Origin of the sequence: Kribbella qitaiheensis (assembly GCF_014217565.1) — a bacterium.
In the GTDB taxonomy this organism is placed as follows: Bacteria; Actinomycetota; Actinomycetes; order Propionibacteriales; family Kribbellaceae; genus Kribbella; species Kribbella qitaiheensis_A.
Genome location: NZ_CP043661.1, coordinates 4817736 through 4835199, shown reverse-complemented (window position 1 = coordinate 4835199; position 17464 = coordinate 4817736). Strand labels below are relative to the sequence as shown.

Annotated in this window: 17 protein-coding genes; 8 read left to right on the top strand and 9 right to left on the bottom strand. The window is 67.1% G+C overall.

Annotated elements, in window-relative coordinates:
- Position 1 precedes the first annotated feature (1 nt).
- Positions 2-631: a LysE family translocator gene (locus F1D05_RS22925; protein ID WP_185442300.1), complete on the bottom strand. Its 630-nt coding sequence runs from the start codon at positions 629-631 to the stop codon at positions 2-4.
- Positions 632-862: 231 nt separating this feature from the next.
- Between F1D05_RS22925 and F1D05_RS22920 the strand changes: the two genes are divergently transcribed.
- From F1D05_RS22920 to F1D05_RS22910, 3 genes are all read left to right on the top strand, one after another.
- Positions 863-1444: a TetR/AcrR family transcriptional regulator gene (locus F1D05_RS22920; protein WP_185442298.1), complete on the top strand. Its 582-nt coding sequence runs from the start codon at positions 863-865 to the stop codon at positions 1442-1444.
- Positions 1428-2942 carry a nitrilase-related carbon-nitrogen hydrolase gene (locus F1D05_RS22915; RefSeq protein ID WP_185442296.1) on the top strand — a complete coding sequence of 505 codons (1515 nt, stop codon included), beginning with the start codon at positions 1428-1430 and terminating at the stop codon, positions 2940-2942. The genes F1D05_RS22920 and F1D05_RS22915 overlap by 17 nt, the downstream gene beginning before the upstream one ends.
- A 92-nt stretch (positions 2943-3034) precedes the next feature.
- Positions 3035-3259: an AAC(3) family N-acetyltransferase gene (locus tag F1D05_RS22910; RefSeq protein ID WP_185442294.1), complete on the top strand. Its 225-nt coding sequence runs from the start codon at positions 3035-3037 to the stop codon at positions 3257-3259.
- A 563-nt stretch (positions 3260-3822) separates the two neighbouring features.
- Here the strand turns inward: F1D05_RS22910 and F1D05_RS22905 are convergent.
- Positions 3823-5016 (bottom strand): trypsin-like serine protease, encoded by a 1194-nt coding sequence (locus F1D05_RS22905; RefSeq protein WP_219732959.1) that lies wholly within the window; start codon positions 5014-5016, stop codon positions 3823-3825.
- 398 nt (positions 5017-5414) lie between these two features.
- Between F1D05_RS22905 and F1D05_RS22900 the strand changes: the two genes are divergently transcribed.
- Positions 5415-6407, top strand: coding sequence for a helix-turn-helix domain-containing protein (locus F1D05_RS22900; RefSeq protein WP_185442292.1), 993 nt, complete (start codon positions 5415-5417; stop codon positions 6405-6407).
- Positions 6408-6502: 95 nt separating this feature from the next.
- On the opposite strand, the gene F1D05_RS22895 is transcribed toward F1D05_RS22900, so the two are convergent.
- Positions 6503-7597, bottom strand: coding sequence for an aspartate-semialdehyde dehydrogenase (locus F1D05_RS22895; RefSeq protein WP_246485877.1), 1095 nt, complete (start codon positions 7595-7597; stop codon positions 6503-6505).
- A 5-nt stretch (positions 7598-7602) separates the two neighbouring features.
- Positions 7603-8871, bottom strand: a complete 1269-nt coding sequence (locus tag F1D05_RS22890) for an aspartate kinase (RefSeq protein WP_185442289.1) — start codon at positions 8869-8871, stop codon at positions 7603-7605.
- A gap of 258 nt (positions 8872-9129) precedes the next feature.
- Between F1D05_RS22890 and F1D05_RS22885 the strand changes: the two genes are divergently transcribed.
- Together F1D05_RS22885 and F1D05_RS22880 are read left to right on the top strand one after the other, a co-directional pair.
- On the top strand, positions 9130-9453 hold the full coding sequence (locus F1D05_RS22885) for an ArsR/SmtB family transcription factor (RefSeq protein ID WP_185442287.1): 324 nt from the start codon (positions 9130-9132) through the stop codon (positions 9451-9453).
- A 78-nt stretch (positions 9454-9531) separates the two neighbouring features.
- A complete protein-coding gene (locus F1D05_RS22880) occupies positions 9532-10074 on the top strand; it encodes a dihydrofolate reductase family protein (RefSeq protein ID WP_185442285.1) in 543 nt (180 codons plus the stop codon).
- 24 nt (positions 10075-10098) lie between these two features.
- Here F1D05_RS22880 and F1D05_RS22875 read toward each other — a convergent pair whose 3' ends face one another.
- Entirely contained in the window at positions 10099-11310 is a 1212-nt protein-coding gene (locus F1D05_RS22875) for an MFS transporter (RefSeq protein WP_246485876.1), read from the bottom strand.
- Between the two features lie 102 nt (positions 11311-11412).
- Between F1D05_RS22875 and dinB the strand changes: the two genes are divergently transcribed.
- On the top strand, positions 11413-12615 hold the full coding sequence (gene dinB / locus F1D05_RS22870; protein ID WP_185442281.1) for a DNA polymerase IV: 1203 nt from the start codon (positions 11413-11415) through the stop codon (positions 12613-12615).
- Positions 12616-12672: 57 nt separating this feature from the next.
- Positions 12673-13671, top strand: a complete 999-nt coding sequence (gene add, locus F1D05_RS22865) for an adenosine deaminase (protein ID WP_185442279.1) — start codon at positions 12673-12675, stop codon at positions 13669-13671.
- A gap of 149 nt (positions 13672-13820) precedes the next feature.
- Here add and F1D05_RS22860 read toward each other — a convergent pair whose 3' ends face one another.
- From F1D05_RS22860 to F1D05_RS22845, 4 genes are read right to left on the bottom strand one after another with little or no spacing between them, the layout of a single operon-like run.
- A complete protein-coding gene (locus tag F1D05_RS22860; protein ID WP_185442278.1) occupies positions 13821-14477 on the bottom strand; it encodes a hypothetical protein in 657 nt (218 codons plus the stop codon).
- A 20-nt stretch (positions 14478-14497) separates the two neighbouring features.
- A complete protein-coding gene (locus F1D05_RS22855; protein WP_185442276.1) occupies positions 14498-15142 on the bottom strand; it encodes a DUF5063 domain-containing protein in 645 nt (214 codons plus the stop codon).
- Positions 15135-15734: a recombination mediator RecR gene (recR, locus tag F1D05_RS22850; protein WP_185442274.1), complete on the bottom strand. Its 600-nt coding sequence runs from the start codon at positions 15732-15734 to the stop codon at positions 15135-15137. Before recR ends, F1D05_RS22855 begins: the two co-directional genes overlap by 8 nt.
- Position 15735: 1 nt before the next feature.
- Positions 15736-16122: a YbaB/EbfC family nucleoid-associated protein gene (locus F1D05_RS22845; RefSeq protein WP_185449323.1), complete on the bottom strand. Its 387-nt coding sequence runs from the start codon at positions 16120-16122 to the stop codon at positions 15736-15738.
- Between the last annotated feature and the right edge of the window lie 1342 nt (positions 16123-17464).

The following is a 17464-nucleotide window of genomic DNA, read 5'->3' as shown; positions in this document are numbered from 1 at the left end:
ACTACTGATCGACGGCGAGGCGTACGCCAAGGCCGATGAAGATTCCGCCGGCTGTCACGTCGAGCCCACGCCGTACCGCGCGGCGCCGACGGAGGACCGAGCCGATCCGGCCGGCCAGTACGCCGACTGTTCCGTCGACCAGGAACTCGAAGGCGACCAGGATCGCGCCGAGGATCGCGAACTGGACCCAGACGTGGCCGAGCGCCGGGTTGATGAACTGCGGGAGCAACGCGATGGTGAAGGTGACCATCTTCGGGTTGAGCAGGTTGGTCATGCAGCCTCGGACATAGGCCTGCCGGCCCTGGATGCCCACCTGGCCGGCGTCCTCCGCGACATCGAACTTGCCGCGGCCGCGGATCGCCTGGACACCCAGGTAGATCAGGTAGGCCGCACCGACAATCCGTACGACAGTGAACGCCGTCGGCACGGCGACGAAGAGCGCGGTCAACCCTGCGGCGGCAAGGGCCACGTGGATCGTCTCGCTGGTAGCCACACCGCAAGTCGCGAGCAGACCGGCACGGGGTCCGCCGCGGATACCGCAGCCCAGTACGAAGAGCATGTCCGGCCCCGGCACGATCATCGCCACCGCGGTCGTCACCACGAACGCCACCAGCAGATGCCCGTCAACCATCCCCCCATGCTGTCACGCCCCCCGGAGTCGCGCCCGCCGATTTCCCCCGGAACCTGCCCAGGCAGGCCGGCACCCCCGGCAGGTCTTTGGGAGCTGGCTGGACAACCGCGTTCCCGGCTACACCCCTGCGGGAGCGGCCGCGAAGGCCGGATCGGGGGTCCTCGTCGTTCAGGGGTGAGTCAGGGACATTCCCCTATACGCCGTATAGGCATTTGCCCTTAAATGATCTGTATGACCGATGTGACGACGAAGGACCGGATTATCGCGGCCGCGAGCTGGCTGCTCACGGAAAAGGGCGCCGACGGTGTCAGCATGCGCCGGGTCGCCGCCGCGGTCGGGATCACGCCGATGGCGATCTACCAGTACTTCCCGGACCGGGACGCCTTGCTGCACGAGGTTGCCGACGCGGCGTTCGCCGAGTTGATGACGCGCTGGGCCGCGGAGGAGCGCAGTACGGCGGCTGATGTGCGGCTCAAGGAAATGCTCGTCGACCACGTCGATTTCGCGCTGGCGCAGCCCCGGCTCTATGCCTATATGTTCACCGAGAGGCGCGACCAGGCCCGGCGGTTCCCGGCCGATTTCAAGGCGCGCAGGTCGCCGACCTTCACCCTCCTCGCCGACGCCATCGCGGCCGGCGTCGAGCAGCAACTCTTCCGCGACGACGACATCTGGGAGTCCAGCCTGATGATCGCCGCCTTCCTGCACGGCCTGATCCAGCTCTACCACGGCGACCGGATCGGAATGACCGCAAACGATTTCCGCGCCCTGTGCCTGAGCCTGGGCGAAAGGATGATCGATGAACTCCGCCGCTGACCACCTCACCCGACCGGGAGACCCACACCACGGGCGCCGTCGCTGGTACGCCGTACTCGCGATCTTGCTCACCGGCACGGCCCTGTACTTCGGGTCCGGGCTGGCCACCATCCCCGCACTGACCTGGCTCGCGCCGCTGCCTGTCTTCCTGCTAGCTGGGCGGATCAGCGCGCGATCGGCGGCCGTGACGGCCTTCGCCGGCTGGACCCTCGGTCTGGCGAACCTGTGGCACTATCTCCTCAAAGACCTCGAGCTACCGCCGCCCGCGCTCAGCTTCCTGCTCCTACTCGCCGGCGTCTTCACCCTGACGGCCCTGCTGTTCCGCGCTTTGGTGATCCGCCGCCGATTCATCCTTGCCGCGTTGGCAGCACCGGCTTGCTGGGCCGCCTGCGACTTCCTGATCGCCACGGTCTCACCCCACGGCGCCTTCACCAGCCTTGCGTACACGCAGGCCGAAGTCCGCCCGGTCATCCAGGTCGTCTCACTGACCGGGCCCTGGGGAATCTCCTTCCTGCTAATGCTTCCCGCCGCCGTGCTGGCGGCCCTCCTCGCTCCGGGCGTTCGGCGCCGCATGGTACTTCAACTCTCGGCAGTCTTCACTGTCGTAGCCTTGGGCATCTTCGGCTACGGCGCCTGGCGACTGAGCGACACGCCGACGGCGCACCAACCTGTCCGGATCGCCGTGGTCTCGGCCAACACCGAGGACGATTCGAACTGGACCACACCCGGCGGCCCCGCGATCCTGGCGAACTACTCTCGCGCGATCGTCGAAGCAGCCCGGCAAGGCGCCGAAATAGTGCTGCTGCCCGAGAAGATCATCGACGTCCAGGCCTCAGCTCTAGCCGGCTTGTCGGACTCTTTCCAGAAACTTGCTACCAGCAACAACGTCGAGATCGCCGTCGGCCTGACTGTTTTCGCGGACCAGGGCAACGACTACAACCGCGCGATCGTGTTTCGGCCCGACGGTGGCGCACCCACGGAGTACGACAAACATCACTTGATCCCTGGCCTGGAGCCGTACGCCGTCGGCGATCACCTCGGTCTGATGGACGGTTCGGCCGGCGAGCGTTGGGGCGTGCTGATCTGCAAGGACCTGGACTTCCCACCCCTGTCCCGCCAGTACGGCAAGGCTGGCGTCGACCTGCTACTCGTCCCCGCGCTCGACTTCGACAACGACGGCTGGCTCCACAGCCGGATGGCGCTCCTGCGTGGCATCGAGAATGGCATCCCCATCGCCCGCAACGGCAGCAAAGGCCGCCTGACCCTCACCGACCAACACGGCCGCATCACCAGCGAACTGTCGGCTCCGTCCAATGACTCCGTCACGATGCTCGGCGAACTGACACCGGGGATCGCGCGGACGCCGTACACACGCTGGGGCGACTGGTTCGCCTACCTCTGCATCCTCCTCACCGCGACCGGCCTCGCCGGCGCCGTACGCTCGCGGTCTCTACTGCGCCGAAATGCGGTGGACTCGTCAGCTCCACGAGTGATCTGATCGCGGTGCCATGACTGACGATCGAGCTGTCACCGAAGCTGAGATCACCGACGGCCTGGCGACTCGGACTGGGCTCTGGAGCGCCGGTCCTCGTGCATTCGTCCTTGCGGCCGTTCGGGCTGGTCGAGGGCGGCACTGAAGCCGTCTGCCGCGCCCTGACCCGAACCTGCGGGACGGTGATGATGATCTCCGGCACCTGGGACCTCACCGGCATCCCCGCACCGCCAGGCACACGAGCCGTCTCGGCACCGATAGTCAACAACGCTTCCGCCCAGGACCCGTACGGCGCTCGCCCGTCCGGACTCCAAATGCCATAACCACTGGTACCAGCCAGGTCGATCCGGCCGATCTCGTCAACCGCACCCAGCAAACTCGGCGACACCAAGGCCACGTCAGCAGCTTGCAAGTCATCCAGCCCAATCCCCCGCGCACGACCAGAGATCGCATAATGCCACCCCTCAAAAACCCCCGCCGCCAGCACCGCCGGAACAGGCAACTGCGAACCAGCAAGCCGCGCAACAACCCCATCCTTGGCAAAGTCCCCACCGTGCCGACCGATGCGCAGCACCACGTCTGCACCATCAACGCTCAACTCAAACGCCTGAGACCATGCACCACTCGCCAGCACCCGCGGCCCGCCCGCCCGCTCACCAAAGCTCGCACGCACCAAGCGCCTGGCCACTCCCAGCAACACAAGCGCAGCCTCCCCAACCACCCAAGAATGCTAACGCCGCCGAGAACGCGCCGGCCCAACTCGCCTTCACCGATAGGCCGAACCGCGCGCGGGTGTTCTTCCTCGCAGTACACAAAGCCCTGACCGCGCTCTTGGGCGGTCAGGGCTTTGTTGGTCGCGATGGGGGACGTCGACCGAGGGGATTGGTCAGAGGGTCAGGGACCACGAGTCGATGTAGCCGGTGTCCGCGTCGTACAGGTCCTGGACCTTGAGCTTCCAGGCGCCGTTGCGGACCTCGCTCGACGCGTTGACCGTGTACGTCGTGTTGATGTTGTCGGCCGAGTCGTTGCTGGCACTCTTCAGCCGGTACGACGATCCGTCGGGCGCGACCAGGTCGATCACCAGGTCACCGCGATAGGTGTGCTTGATGTCGACCGCCACCTTCGTGGTCGACGACGCGTTACCCGTGCAAGCCGACGCCGTCACCGTGCTGGTCACCGCTGCGCCATGGTCCGGGATGTTCACGTTGTTCGCGTTGGTGAACGGCCCGCACCCACCCGGATCAGGCCCGCCTCCGCCAATGCTGGCGGCGGCCGCAGCAATCGTCGCGGCGAACGTGCTCACCTGCGTGTAGACACCAGGCGCACTAGGCCGCGCACACCCATCACCGTGGCTGACGATACCGACCTGGATCCAGGCGTTCGCAGAGTCCCGCCGGAACATCGGCCCGCCGGAGTCACCTTGGCAGGTATCGACTCCACCAGTGGCCAGTTGCCCGGCACAGAGCTCGGCCGAGAAGATCAGGCCGCTGTAGTACGGCCCAGCATCGCGACACGACACGTCGTCGACGAACGGCACCTGCGCCTTCAGCAGGTAGCGCTGCTGCGCACCACCTTCGCTAGCAGCACCCCAGCCGGCCACAGTGAACGTGCCAGTGTCGTACGCCGTGGTGCTGGCGGCCGGCAGCGTCGCCACTCCGGTGATCGGGCTGGCCAACTTGATCAGCGCCCAGTCGCCACCAGTACTGGTGCCGTACGTCGTCGAGCGGTACACGTACGTCGACGTCCGCTTGACAGCTGCCGAGTCCTGCAGGTCGACCACTCCCACCGTGGCGGTGATGGAAGTGTTGTTGCCGGTGGAACCCACGCAGTGCGCGGCGGTCAGCACTAGCTGATTGGTGTACATCGCACCACCACATCCCATGGACAGCCTCACCATCCACGGAAACTCACCTAGCGCCGCGCGGGTTCCACCGACGACTCGGGGGCTCGGATCACCTTGGGCGGTGGTGGTCCGGGCACTCGCCGAGTGGGCCGGCACGATGACCAGGGCGGCGGTCATCGCACCCAAGAGGGCGGCCTTGTTGGCAGTAGTCAGAAGTCGGGGCGGACTTTTGCGCATCGGGTGTCTCCTCATCGCCTCACGATGGAGTTGCACAGTTTGTACACCCTCCAGCACAGCCGGTGATGGCACGGGAGTGCGAGGGCACCGATGCGCCGGGATTGAGACCCAACCGAAACGGGGTTCGCTGACGGAAAAGGCAACTCACGCCAGAATTGGAACAGCAGCCCGGCGGCGCTCAGGTGGTCCGTCGCCGGGCTGCTGGACTTCAATTCTCGCTCACAACTGCGCAGAAGCGGTGGCCAGATGGTGACACGGCACAAGAATGCTGACAGAACAACAACTATCGCTCGGTGCAGCCGCCGGGATACGGACAGTGCCCAAAAGGTCTTGCAGCCCGTCTTACCCTGGACTGGCGGTAGCCGCCAGTGACCGCAGCGGGTAAGGAGGGGAGAGCGATGAGCTCGACCGACACGGAGCGTGCCGAACACTTACAGGTGCTCGGCCTCAGCACCGACGAGATCCGGGTCTATCAGCATCTGCTGCGCGCCGGGCCGTCCTCGGTCACCGAACTGGATCAGGCCGTGCCCGATCAGGCCGCCGGGATCGAGAGCACCCTGGGCGGACTGGTCCATGCAGGTCTGGCCCGGCGGTCCGGAACAGACCACTCGAGATTCTTGCCGGTGCCTCCCGATGCCGGCCTGGAGGCGCTCACCCTGCGCCGCGAGTCCGAGCTGAAGCAGGCCCGGATCGAGGTCCTGAACGCGTACGACGAGTTCCGCCGGACCGTGCACAACGAGTCCACCACGCACCTGATCGAGGTGGTCAGCGGGACGGCGATCGTCGAGCGGATCAACCAGATCAAAGGCAGCGCGCAACGCGAGATCCTGGCCATCGACTCCCCGCCGTACTACCTCGGCGCGGGTCCGAACCAGATGGAGATCGAGCAGCTCAACCGGGCCGTCGCGTACCGAGTGGTCTACTCGCCGGAGTCCGTCGAGGTGCCGGGATATCTGACCGAGAACATCCTGCCCTGCGTGGAAGCCGGTGAGCAGGCGCGAGTACTTCCCGACGTACCGGCCAAGCTGACCATCATCGACGGCTCGATCGCGTTCGTGTCGATGTCGGTGCGCGACACCGATGTGAACCGGTCCCTGCTGATCATCCGGCCGAGCAGCCTGCTGACCGCATTGATCGGCATGTTCGAGCTCTGCTGGCGAAACGCGCTGCCCCTGCACGCGTCCGTCGGCGCCGAGGACGACCGGCTGGAACCGATCGAACGCCGGCTACTGGCCCTCCTGGCGACAGGCGCAGCAGACGACACGATCGCCCGCACGCTGGGGATCAGCCGCCGTACTTTCTTCCGCTATCTGGAACGCCTGATGAATCGCACCGGCGCGAGTACGCGATTCCAGCTGGCACTCCACGCAGCCCGCGAGAACTGGTTGTAAACAAAGAACCTCAGACATTAAAGCGGGACTTCGGACAGGTTATTTTCTGTCCGAGGTCCCGCTTTCTTGTCCGAACTCCCGAGAACCCGCCCGGCCTACTTCGCGGCGGTGAATTCCTTCGCGACGACCTCGGCGATCTGGGCCGTGTTCAGAGCGGCCCCCTTGCGCAGGTTGTCGCCGCAGACGAAGAGCTCCAGCGCCTGCGGGTCGTCCAGCGACTTACGGATCCGGCCGACCCAGGTGGGGTCGGTGCCGACGACATCCGCCGGCGTCGGGAACTCCGCCTCGGCCGGATTGTCGAAGACGAGTACGCCGGGAGCGTCCCGCAGTACTTCGCGAGCCTCCTCCACACCGACCTCGCGGCCGAACCGGGCGTGCACCGACAACGAGTGCGTCGTGATCACCGGCACCCGGACGCAGGTCGCGGACACCTTCAGATTCGGCAGGTTCAGGATCTTGCGGGACTCGTTGCGGACCTTCAGCTCCTCCGACGACCAGCCGTCCTCCTTGAGCGAACCCGCCCACGGCACGACATTCATCGCCAGCGGCGCCGGGAACGGGCCGAGCGCGTTGCCGATCACCCGGCGTACGTCGCCAGGTGTCGTCCCCAGCTCGCGATTGCCGGCCACCTTCATCAGCTGGTCGTAGAGCGCGTCGATACCTTCTTGCCCGGCACCCGAGGCCGCCTGGTACGACGCGACGATGAGCTGCTCGAGCTCGTAGCGGTGGTGCAGCGCGCCCATCGCGACGATCATCGACAGCGTCGTGCAGTTCGGGTTGGAGATGATCCCCTTGGGCCGGTTGCGAGCCGCCTCGGCGTTCACCTCGGGCACCACCAGCGGCACCTCCGGGTCCATCCGGAACGCACCGGAGTTGTCCACCACGACAGCGCCCTTGGACGCCGCGATCGGCGCCCAGTGCAGGGACACCTCGTCCGGTACGTCGAACATCGCCACGTCGACGCCGTCGAAGGCCTCCGCGCTGATGGCGACCACCTCGACCTCTTCGCCGCGCACCTTCAGCCGTTTACCGGCCGAGCGCTCCGACGCGATCAGACGGATCTCACCCCAGACGTTCTCCCGGGTGGAGAGCAGGGTGAGCATCACCGTCCCGACGGCTCCGGTAGCGCCGACCACCGCCAGCGTTGGGAGTCCCGTGCGGTCCTCGGTCCGATCAAGCGTTGCGCTCACAGGTGTCACCGTCCTGTTCCTCCGTAGACGACAGCTTGGGTGTGCTCGTCGTCCAGGTCGAATGCGGTGTGCGCCGCGGTCACGGCGGCGTCCACCAGGTTCTCGTCCACAACCACCGAGATCCGGATCTCCGAGGTCGAGATCATCTCGATGTTCACGCCGGCGTCGGCCAGGGCGGAGAAAAACTTCGCCGAGACGCCCGGGTGCGAACGCATCCCGACGCCGATCACCGACACCTTGCCGATCTGGTCGTCGTACAGCAACTGCTCGTAGCCGACCTCGTCCTTCATCCGGGCGAGCGCGGACATCGCCCGGGAGCCGTCGGAGCGCGGCAGGGTGAAGGAGATGTCGGTCTGGTTGGTGGCGACCGCGGAGACGTTCTGCACGATCATGTCGATGTTGGTCTCGGCGCCGGCGACCGTCTCGAAGATGCGGGCCGCGTAGCCCGGCTTGTCTGGGACGCCGACAACGGTGATCTTGGCCTCGCCACGATCGTGGGCCACGCCGGAGATGATCGCCTGTTCCATGTTCTGAATATCCTTCGCATCGACGACCCAGGTGCCTTCCTTCTGCGAGAAGGAGGAGCGCACATGGACGGGGACGTTGTAGCGCCGCGCGTACTCGACGCAACGCAGGTGCAGGACTTTCGCACCGCAGGCAGCCATCTCGAGCATCTCCTCGTAGGAGATCCTCGGGATCTGCTTCGCGGCCGGCACGATCCGCGGGTCCGCGGTGAAGATGCCGTCCACATCGGTGTAGATCTCGCAGTAGTCCGCCTCGAGCGCGGCGGCCAGAGCGACCGCCGTGGTGTCGGACGCGCCACGGCCCATCGTGGTGATGTCCTTGGTGTCCTGCGCGACCCCCTGGAAGCCGGCCACGATCGCGACATGGCCCTCGGCCAGCGCGTCCTCGATCCGGCCCGGCGTGATGTCGATGATGCGCGCGTTCCCGTGCGCCGCGGTGGTGATCACCCCGGCCTGCGAACCGGTGAACGAACGCGCCTCGTAGCCGAGGTTCGCGATCGCCATCGCCAGCAGCGCGGCGGAGATCCGCTCACCCGAGGTGAGCAGCATGTCCAGCTCACGCGGCGGTGGCAGCGGAGAGACCTGTTTGGCCAGGTCCATCAGTTCGTCGGTGGTGTCCCCCATGGCGGAGATGACCACCACCACGTCGTTCCCGGCCTTCTTCGTCGCGACGATCCGTTGGGCCACGCGCTTGATGCAATCGGCGTCAGCGACCGAAGAACCGCCGTACTTGTGCACGACGCGTCCCACAGAGCAGCTCCTCATAGCTTGAATCCCCAGCAGCACCACTGGTTGCGGTACGTCGTGCCGCGCTGCACAAGACGTAGTCGTTCGGGCTCATTCTAGCCGTGAACGCCCGGAAGTCTCAGGCCCGACCACCACCTGGTCGATCCGTCCGGCCACTCATCGGCCCACCTGGACATATCCCGGCCGGGCCCGAATCGGGCCGGAGACCTTCCGGCAGACAGACCACTTGCTTATATAAGCGGTGACTGAAATAGTGAGACCATGCACGCCTTCGACATTCTCGGTGATCCGGTCCGGCGCCGGATCCTGGATCTGCTCGCCGACGGGGAGCTCCCGGCCGGCAGCATCGCGAGCACGATCGGCGCCGAGTTCGGGATCAGCCAGCCCGCCGTTTCGCAGCATCTTCGGGTACTGCGCGACAACGGCTTCGCCACCGTGACCGTCGACGGCACCCGCCGCCTCTACGCGGTCGACCCGGGCCCGTTGCAGGAGATCGACGCCTGGCTGGACCGCTATCGCAAGTTCTGGACGAACCGCCTGGACGCCCTCGACACGGAACTCCGCCGCGGCCGAAAAAACTTTTGACCTCAAATGTCGATCTGCTGAGCACCCGATCGACGCAGCGGTGAAGGCAAACCAGCCGACACCGATGAGGAGATCACAATGAGGAAGATCGTCGCCGGGCTGTTCATCTCGCTCGACGGAGTCGTCGAAGCACCCGAGACCTGGCACTTCCCGTACTTCAACGACGAGATGGGCGCCGTCGTCGGCTCGCTGTCCGAGGCCGCGGACACGATGCTGCTGGGCCGCAACACGTACCAGATGTTCGCCGGCTACTGGCCGAACGTCGGCCCCGACGAAGAGATGGCCGCCCAGATGAACGACACCCAGAAGCTGGTCGTGTCCAGCACGCTGGACAGCGTCGACGAGTGGCAGAACTCGACGCTGCTGACGGGCGATCCGCTCGAGACTCTGACTGAGATGAAGAGCCAGCCGGGCCGTGACATCAACACGGTCGGCAGCGTCACCTTGGTGCGCTCACTGCTTCGGGCGAAGGTGCTGGACGAGCTGCACCTGCTCGTTCACCCGATCGCCGTCGGGCACGGCCAGCGGTTGTTCGACGAGGGCGAGACCCAGCCGCTCGAATTGGTCTCGAGCACCACGTTCACCACCGGCGTACTGCACACCGTCTACCGCCCGGCCTGAACGTTCAGGTCAAACCTGAACCGCTCAGATCGCCACCGCCGCCTCGGGGATCAGCTCCTCCGAGGCGGGGTGGTGGGGCGGGATCCGGAACATGGTGGCCGCCGCCAGGAAGGTCAGGACGGCGGCGAGAACCCAGACGTACTCGACGCCGAGCGACTCGACCACCTGGCCCGCGACCGAGGAGCCGACCGCACCGCCGACCATCCCGATACTCGTCATCCAGCCGAAGACCTCGGTCCGGACCGAGTCGGGAGTCAGCGCACCGAGGCGCTCGTACATGGCACCGACTGTCGGCGCCAGCACGCAGCCGGCCAGCAGCAGGCCGATAGCGAGCGACACCGTCGACCGGGTAGCGAAGACGCAACACAGCATCCCGAGCGAGACCAGCAGAGCCCGGCGCCAGACGTACGAGTCGCGCTTGCCGGGGAGTGCACCCATCACCAGCCCGCCGAGCAGACTGCCGATCGCCCAGACGGTCTCGAGTACACCTGCGATCAATCTGTTGCCGTGGTCGTCAGCGAAGGCCACGATGCCCAGCGAGACTGATGCGAATGCGGTCACGCACAAGCCGAAGGAGAGGATCAGCGGCAACCTGTGCCGATGCCAGAGCAACTGTGGCGCGGTCAGCCGAGCACCCGCGGACTCGTCATGTGCGAGTGCCGGCGGCTGCCGCAACCCGAACCACCAGATCGATCCACCGGCCAGCACGGCAGCAGCCAGCACGCCGGCGCGCGGGTTGGCGAAGCTGACGGCAAGAGCGCCCAGCATCGGGCCGACAGAGAAGACCACCTCCTGCGCAGTCGCGTCCAGCGCGTACACCGTGCGCAACTGAGTCCCCTGGACCAGTCGCGGCCACGCAGCTCGACAGGTCGCGGTGACAGGCGCTACGACGATCCCGGTGAGCGCTGTGATGACCGGCATCAACCTGTACCAGTCGCTCGGCAGCAGGGCGAGCACTGCCATCCCCACACCCCAGGCGACTCCGGTGCCGATGACGACCCACCGGCCGCCTCGCCGGTCGGCAAGCCTGGACCAGATGGGCCCGCCTATCGCCATACCGACTGAATAGGCACCGGCGACGACACCGGCCCAGCCGAAGTTGCCGGCGGCGTCCTTGGCCAGGAAGGACACCGGGACCAGCGCCGCCATCACCGGGAGTCGCGCCAGCAGGGCCGCTCCCATCAGGGTCATGACCGGCCGGTTCTTCCACAGCAGGCGATAGCTCGACAGGTCCATAACTTGCATTCTGTCCTGTCGCACCGACAGTTCGCCTCAGCATTTCTCCCTAGTCGGCCCGGCCGCGATCACTAGTGGATTCGGTGATGATTATGCGAACATATGTTCGTGTCATCAGGTTTGGAGGCGGAGATCCTGCATGCCGATCTGGACGCGTTCTACGCGTCGGTCGAGCAGCGCGACGACCCGCGCCTGCGCGGCCGCCCGGTGATCGTCGGTGCCGGCGTCGTGCTCGCCTGCAGCTACGAAGCGAAGGCCTACGGCGTCCGTACTGCGATGAACGGCGGCCAGGCGCTCCGCCGTTGCCCGGGCGCGATCATCGTCCAGCCACGAATGTCGGCGTACTCCGAAGCCAGCAAGGCGGTCTTCAAGGTGTTCGAGGACACCACGCCACTGGTCGAGGGCTTGTCGATCGACGAGGCGTTCCTCGATGTCGGCGGGCTGCGCAAGATCGCCGGCCCACCGATCGACATCGCGCGGCGGCTGCGGGCCGAGGTGCTGGCTCGCGTCGGCCTGCCGATCACGGTCGGCGTGGCCCGGACGAAGTTCCTGGCGAAGGTGGCCAGCGGGGTCGCGAAGCCGGACGGGTTGCTGGTGGTGCCACCGGACGGGGAGCTGGAATTCCTGCATCCGTTGGCGGTCGAGCGGCTTTGGGGCGTCGGCGAGGTGACCGCGGAGAAGCTGCGCAACCGCGGGCTGACCACCGTCGGGGATGTGGCGATCCTGCCGGAGGCGGCGTTGATCGCGATGCTCGGCCGGGCATCGGGGCGGCATCTGCACGCGCTGGCTCACAACCGCGATCCGCGCCCGATCGAGGTCGGCAAGCGGCGTCGGTCGATCGGCTCCCAGCGTGCACTCGGGAGGTCGCCCAAGTCCGCGGAGACACTGGACGCCGTGCTGGCCGGATTGGTGGATCGGGTCACCCGGCGGATGCGGTCGGCGGAACGAGCCGGCCGGACGGTCACCCTGCGGTTGCGGTTCGACGACTTCAGCCGGGCCACCCGGTCACATACATTGCCGCAGGCAACCGGTCAGACACGGGCGATCCTGATCACCGCGCGATCGTTGATGGCGGCGGCCCGGCCGATGATCGAGAAGCAGGGCATCACGATGGTCGGCATCTCGGTCGGCAACCTGGAGAACGAGGCGACCTTGCAACTGGCGCTCCCGTACGACAAGGCAGCCAACGACGAGTTGGACAGCGCATTGGACCAACTCCGGGACAGATTCGGCTCCAACGCCGTCACTCGCGGGACCCTTCTCGGCCGCGATCAGGGGCTGACTGTCCCGATGCTTCCGGACTGAATTTTCCCTTGTGGATAAAGAGTTTGGCGTTTCCGGAGGGTCGACTAGAGTGACTTGATGAGGCATACTGGGGACCGGGATCTTCGGCTGTTGCCGAAGGCCGAACTGCATATCCATCTACTCGGAGCGATGCGGCAGACGACGATGGCGGAGCTGGCCGTCGCCGAAGGGATCGAGACTCCGGATCCCCGCGTTTTCGGGAGCTTCACCGAGTTCCAACGGCTCTTTCAGGCCGCCTTCGACCTGTGTACCGCGCGACCGGAGAACATGCGTCGGATGGTGCGGGAGATCGTCGCGGACGTTGCCGCTGATGGAGGTGTCTGGGTCCAAGGGCATTTCAATCCGCATGTCTTCAGTCCGCTCGGCGAACCCGACGAGGTGATGGAGCTCGTGCTGTCCGAGGGGTTCGCCGCTGGTTCGGAGTACGGGGTGGGCTTCGGGCTGACGATGGCGGCTTCCCGGCACGGCACGCCGGAAGCGGCTGAGGACCTTGCGCGGTACGCGGCGCGCTATGCGGGCCGCGGCGTGCACGCCCTCGGGATGACCGGGAACGACACCGTCGCGCCGGCCGCCGCCTATGCCAAGGCGTTCGCGATTGCCCGCGAGGCCGGCCTGACGGCGGCTCCCCATGCCGGTGAACTCTCCGGTCCGGACGACGTCCGCTCCGCCGCGGAGGACCTCGGCGCCACCCGGATCGCGCATGGCGTCCGCGCCGCCGAGGACCCCGCAGTACTGGAGTTTCTGGCCGCTCGCGGGGTCTCACTCGACGTCTGCCCGACCTCGAACCTGTTGCTCGGCATCGTGCCGTCGCTGGCCGAGCACCCGCTGCCGGCCTTGCTGGCCGCCGGTGTCCGGTGCTCGCTCGGCTCCGACGATCCGTTGATGTTCGGCGTCGGCCTGTACGACGAGTACTCGCGGGCGCGGACCGAGATGGGGCTGTCGGACGAGCAGTTGGCCGACATCGCGCGGACCTCGCTCGAGACCAGTGACGCGCCCGCCGAGTTGATCGCGACCGGCCTTGCCGGTGTAGAGAGCTGGCTCCAGCCGCGCGGGTGACTATCGAGCGGGTTTCCGCTGGCGTCCTGACGCTTGTTGACAGCCAATCGGTCATTTGTCTTTGCGATTGCCGTCGTACCTTGTGGATCGGCTGGATCGGAGTCCGCTCGATCCTCCTGTGATCCCCCAACGCCGGCAGGCCTGACGCTTCAGGACCTCGGATAGCCGATCTCGGCGATCTCCTCGGTGAGGTCGCCGAGTTGGCGTTCGCGGTTCAGTGAGGTGACGACGTATTCGCTCAGCGGCATGAGGGCGTAGACGTGGCGGACTGCCTCGAGATCGAGGGCTCGTTCGTAGTGGTCCTCGGCGAAGGTCAGGTAAGCCTCGGGACGCGGGTCCGTGAGAAGCTCGAACAACTTGCCTGCCCCGTCGTCGATCACGTTCTCGACCGGCCCGCAGGACCATTCCGCGTCCTCGGTACGCCGCCAGAAGCACGTCGTCACGAGCCGCCGCCCGTCCTCGTCGGCAAAGGCCGGCTCGTCCATCGTCTCTTCGAACTCCGCCGGCAACCCGTCGAACAGCCCCGGCCAGGTATGCCCGAACTCGTTGCCGTACGGCGACATCGGCGACTCATGACTGAACCCGCGCGCGTAGACCCCGGCGGGCGAGAACACGATGGAATACGCGTCCCCCGACCCGTTGTCCATCAGAGCCGCTTCCTCCGTGTCCGACCAGCGTGCATCGAACACGTAGTACCGGCTCTCCGGCTCCGCACACAACACCAGATCCAGCACAGCCAACGCCCGGCTCACCCGCCGAACCGTACTGATGTCCGGTAGTTGCCGGACCACCTCATGAACAGACACCAGCCCGTTCACTCTGCTCGTCAGCGGCGCTGGACTGCTTCTTCGGCTACCTCTACCAGCTCGCGGTCCGTGGCCTCGGTCTCTGCGTCGTGGGCCGGCTCGAGGCGGTCGTGCGCGATCAGGGACTGGATGGCGCGCAATACCGCGCTCGCCGCCGCGCCCCAGGTGGAGACGTAGGAGAACTGCCACCACCAGAGTGCCTCGATGACGCGGCCTTCTTCGTAGTGGGCGAGGCCGTGGACCAGGTCCGTGGCGATCGCGGTGAGGTCGTCGGAGAGCCGGTTGACGGTGATCTCCGGCGGCGCGGCGTACGGGTCGAAGACCTCGGCGTACTCGTCGAGGCCCTCGAACAGGATCGCCAGCCGGTCGCGCATCGCGTCCAGATCCGGATCCGGACCAGCGTCGCTCTCGAAGCGCTCCTCCGGCACGAAGTCCTCGAACGCGCCCAATCGGCCGCCCGCGAGCAGCAACTGGCTCACCTCGAGCAGCAGGTACGGCAGCGATGCCAGACCCTCGTCGACGCCGTCCTCATCGGGCTGCGCGGCGATGTCGCGCACCGAGATCAGGAAGCTCTGGACCTGGTCCGCGATCTGTTCCGCGAACTCGGTCAGGTCTTCGGAATCGGTGGTCAATGCACGTTCCGCAATATCGGTTGAATCAGTCATCGATCGATCGTCGCCCTTCAAACGCCCGTCCGAGTGTGACCTCGTCGGCGTACTCGAGGTCACCGCCTACTGGAAGTCCACTAGCCAAACGGGTGACGCGCAACCCCATGGGCCTGAGCAACCGGCTCAGGTAGGTGGCTGTCGCCTCACCTTCCAAGTTCGGATCGGTGGCCAGGATGATCTCGGTCACCTCACCGCTGGCGAGCCGCTGCATCAGTTCCCTGATCCGCAACTCGTCCGGACCGATCCCCTCGATCGGCGAGATCGCGCCGCCGAGGACGTGATAGCGGCCGCGGAACTCGCGGGTCCGCTCGACCGCCACGACGTCCTTGGCTTCCTCGACCACGCAGATCAAGGCGAGGTCGCGACGCGGGTCGCGGCAGATCCGGCACAGCGTCTCCTCCGAGACGTTGCCGCAGATCTCACAGAACTTGACCTTCTCCTTCACCTGCACCAGCACGTGCGCGAGCCGGCGTACGTCGGTCTCGTCGGCGGACAGCAGATGAAAGGCGATGCGTTGCGCGGACTTCGGACCGACCCCGGGGAGCCGGCCGAGCTCGTCGATCAGGTCCTGGACGGCCCCTTCGTACACGTCAGCCTGAGTTCTGACCGGGCTCGCCCGGTCGGGTGAACCCCAGCGGGCCGCTGCTGCCACCGGAGGTCGGACCGCCGCCCAGACCGGGCAGTCCGCCGCCGCCGAGACCGCCGGCCAGCGGGCCCATTGCCCGGGCCGCGACCTCCTTGGCGTTCTCCGAAGCGTCCCGGACCGCGGCGACGATGAGGTCGGCCAGCGTCTCGGTGTCGTCCTTGTCGACCGCCTGCGGCTTGATCGTCAGGCTGAGCAGCTCACCGGTGCCGGAAACCAGCGCGGTCACCAGGCCGCCACCGGCGGTGCCCTCGACCTCCTGGTTCTCCAGGTTGGCCTGAGCTTCCATCAGCTGGCTCTGCATCGCCTGCGCCTGCGCGAGCAGCTCGGACATGTCGAAGCCCCCGCCACCCTCCGCCCCGCCACCGTCAAACACCGCGATCTCCCTGCTTTCGGTTGACCCGAGCCTATCCGGTCCCCCGGACATCCCCACCGCGAGCCACCATACCGCCGGAAACCGATAAGTCTCCCAAGCCTTCTCCACACCTTGTGGACACCTTTATCCACAGCCTGTGGACATCCCCACACGCCGAGCCTGCCCCACCCTGACCACCCCTCCACAACCCACCCCACCATCTGTGGATGACCCCCCACACACCGTCCCGACCCCCGCGCTCCCGCCACCCCAGACCCACACCACTTATCCCCAACTCCCCACCCCACCCCAAGCCAAGCCACGCCACGCCACCGCCACCGCCACGCCACGCCACGCCACGCCAGCGGCGGCCGGCCGGCCGGCCGTCGGACGCGCCCTCCGCACCCAACCGCGCGCCGGGAGGTACTACCGTCAGACAGCCGCGGGCCGCTGGCCGCTGGCCCGCGGGCGGCCCGGTACGCCCGCGTCCGGCCGCGGGTGCCTGGGCGAGGTGACCGCCTCGACCGGTGCTGCGCGGCAACGGGGCGATGGGCGCAGAAGTTGCCGGCGCCCTCCCAGCACCTCAGCGCCGGTCGACCACGCCGCGAAGCAGCACGGGCCATCGGGTGGCGGGCGCTCGGGAGCGCCGCCCGCTCCCAGCACCTCAGCGCCGGTCGGCCACGCCGCGAGACAGCACGGGCCATCGGGTGGCGGGCGCTCGGGAGCGCCGCCCGCTCCCAGCACCTCAGCGCCGGTCGGCCACGCCGCGAGACAGCACGGGCCATCGGGTGGCGGGTGCTCGGAGCGCCGCGCTCCCAGCGCATGGGCGCCGGACGCACCCGTTAGGCAGCCGCGGACCGCTGGGTGATGAGTGCCCGGCGCTGCCCTGCACCCCTCCTAGTACCTCAGCGCCGGTCCGGCATGCCCTTCGAGGTGCTGGTGGGGGTTAGTTGGTTTCTTCGGTGATTATCTGGGCGCCGAGGGTGTCGCGGAGGAGGTCGGTGTGGCTGCGGGAGTCCTCTTCGAGGACGACGTCGTCCTCGCCGATCGCTTCGGCTTCTTCCTCGGGGGTCAGCGGGGCTTCGTTGACCGGGGCGAGCGCGGCGCGGCTGGCCTGTTCCGCGGCTACGGCTGCTTCGGCGGCCCGGCGCTTGCTGGCGGTTTGTTCGCGACCCGCAGCCGGGCGGTCGGGGGTTGCGGATGGCGCAGGCGGTCCGCCCGCCTGCTGGCCGGCTTGGGGAGCAGCCGGTACATCGGGAACGCCTACAGGTCTGTCCTGTACTGCGACTCCGGCGCGCGGGGCGTCGGAGTGCTGGTCGGA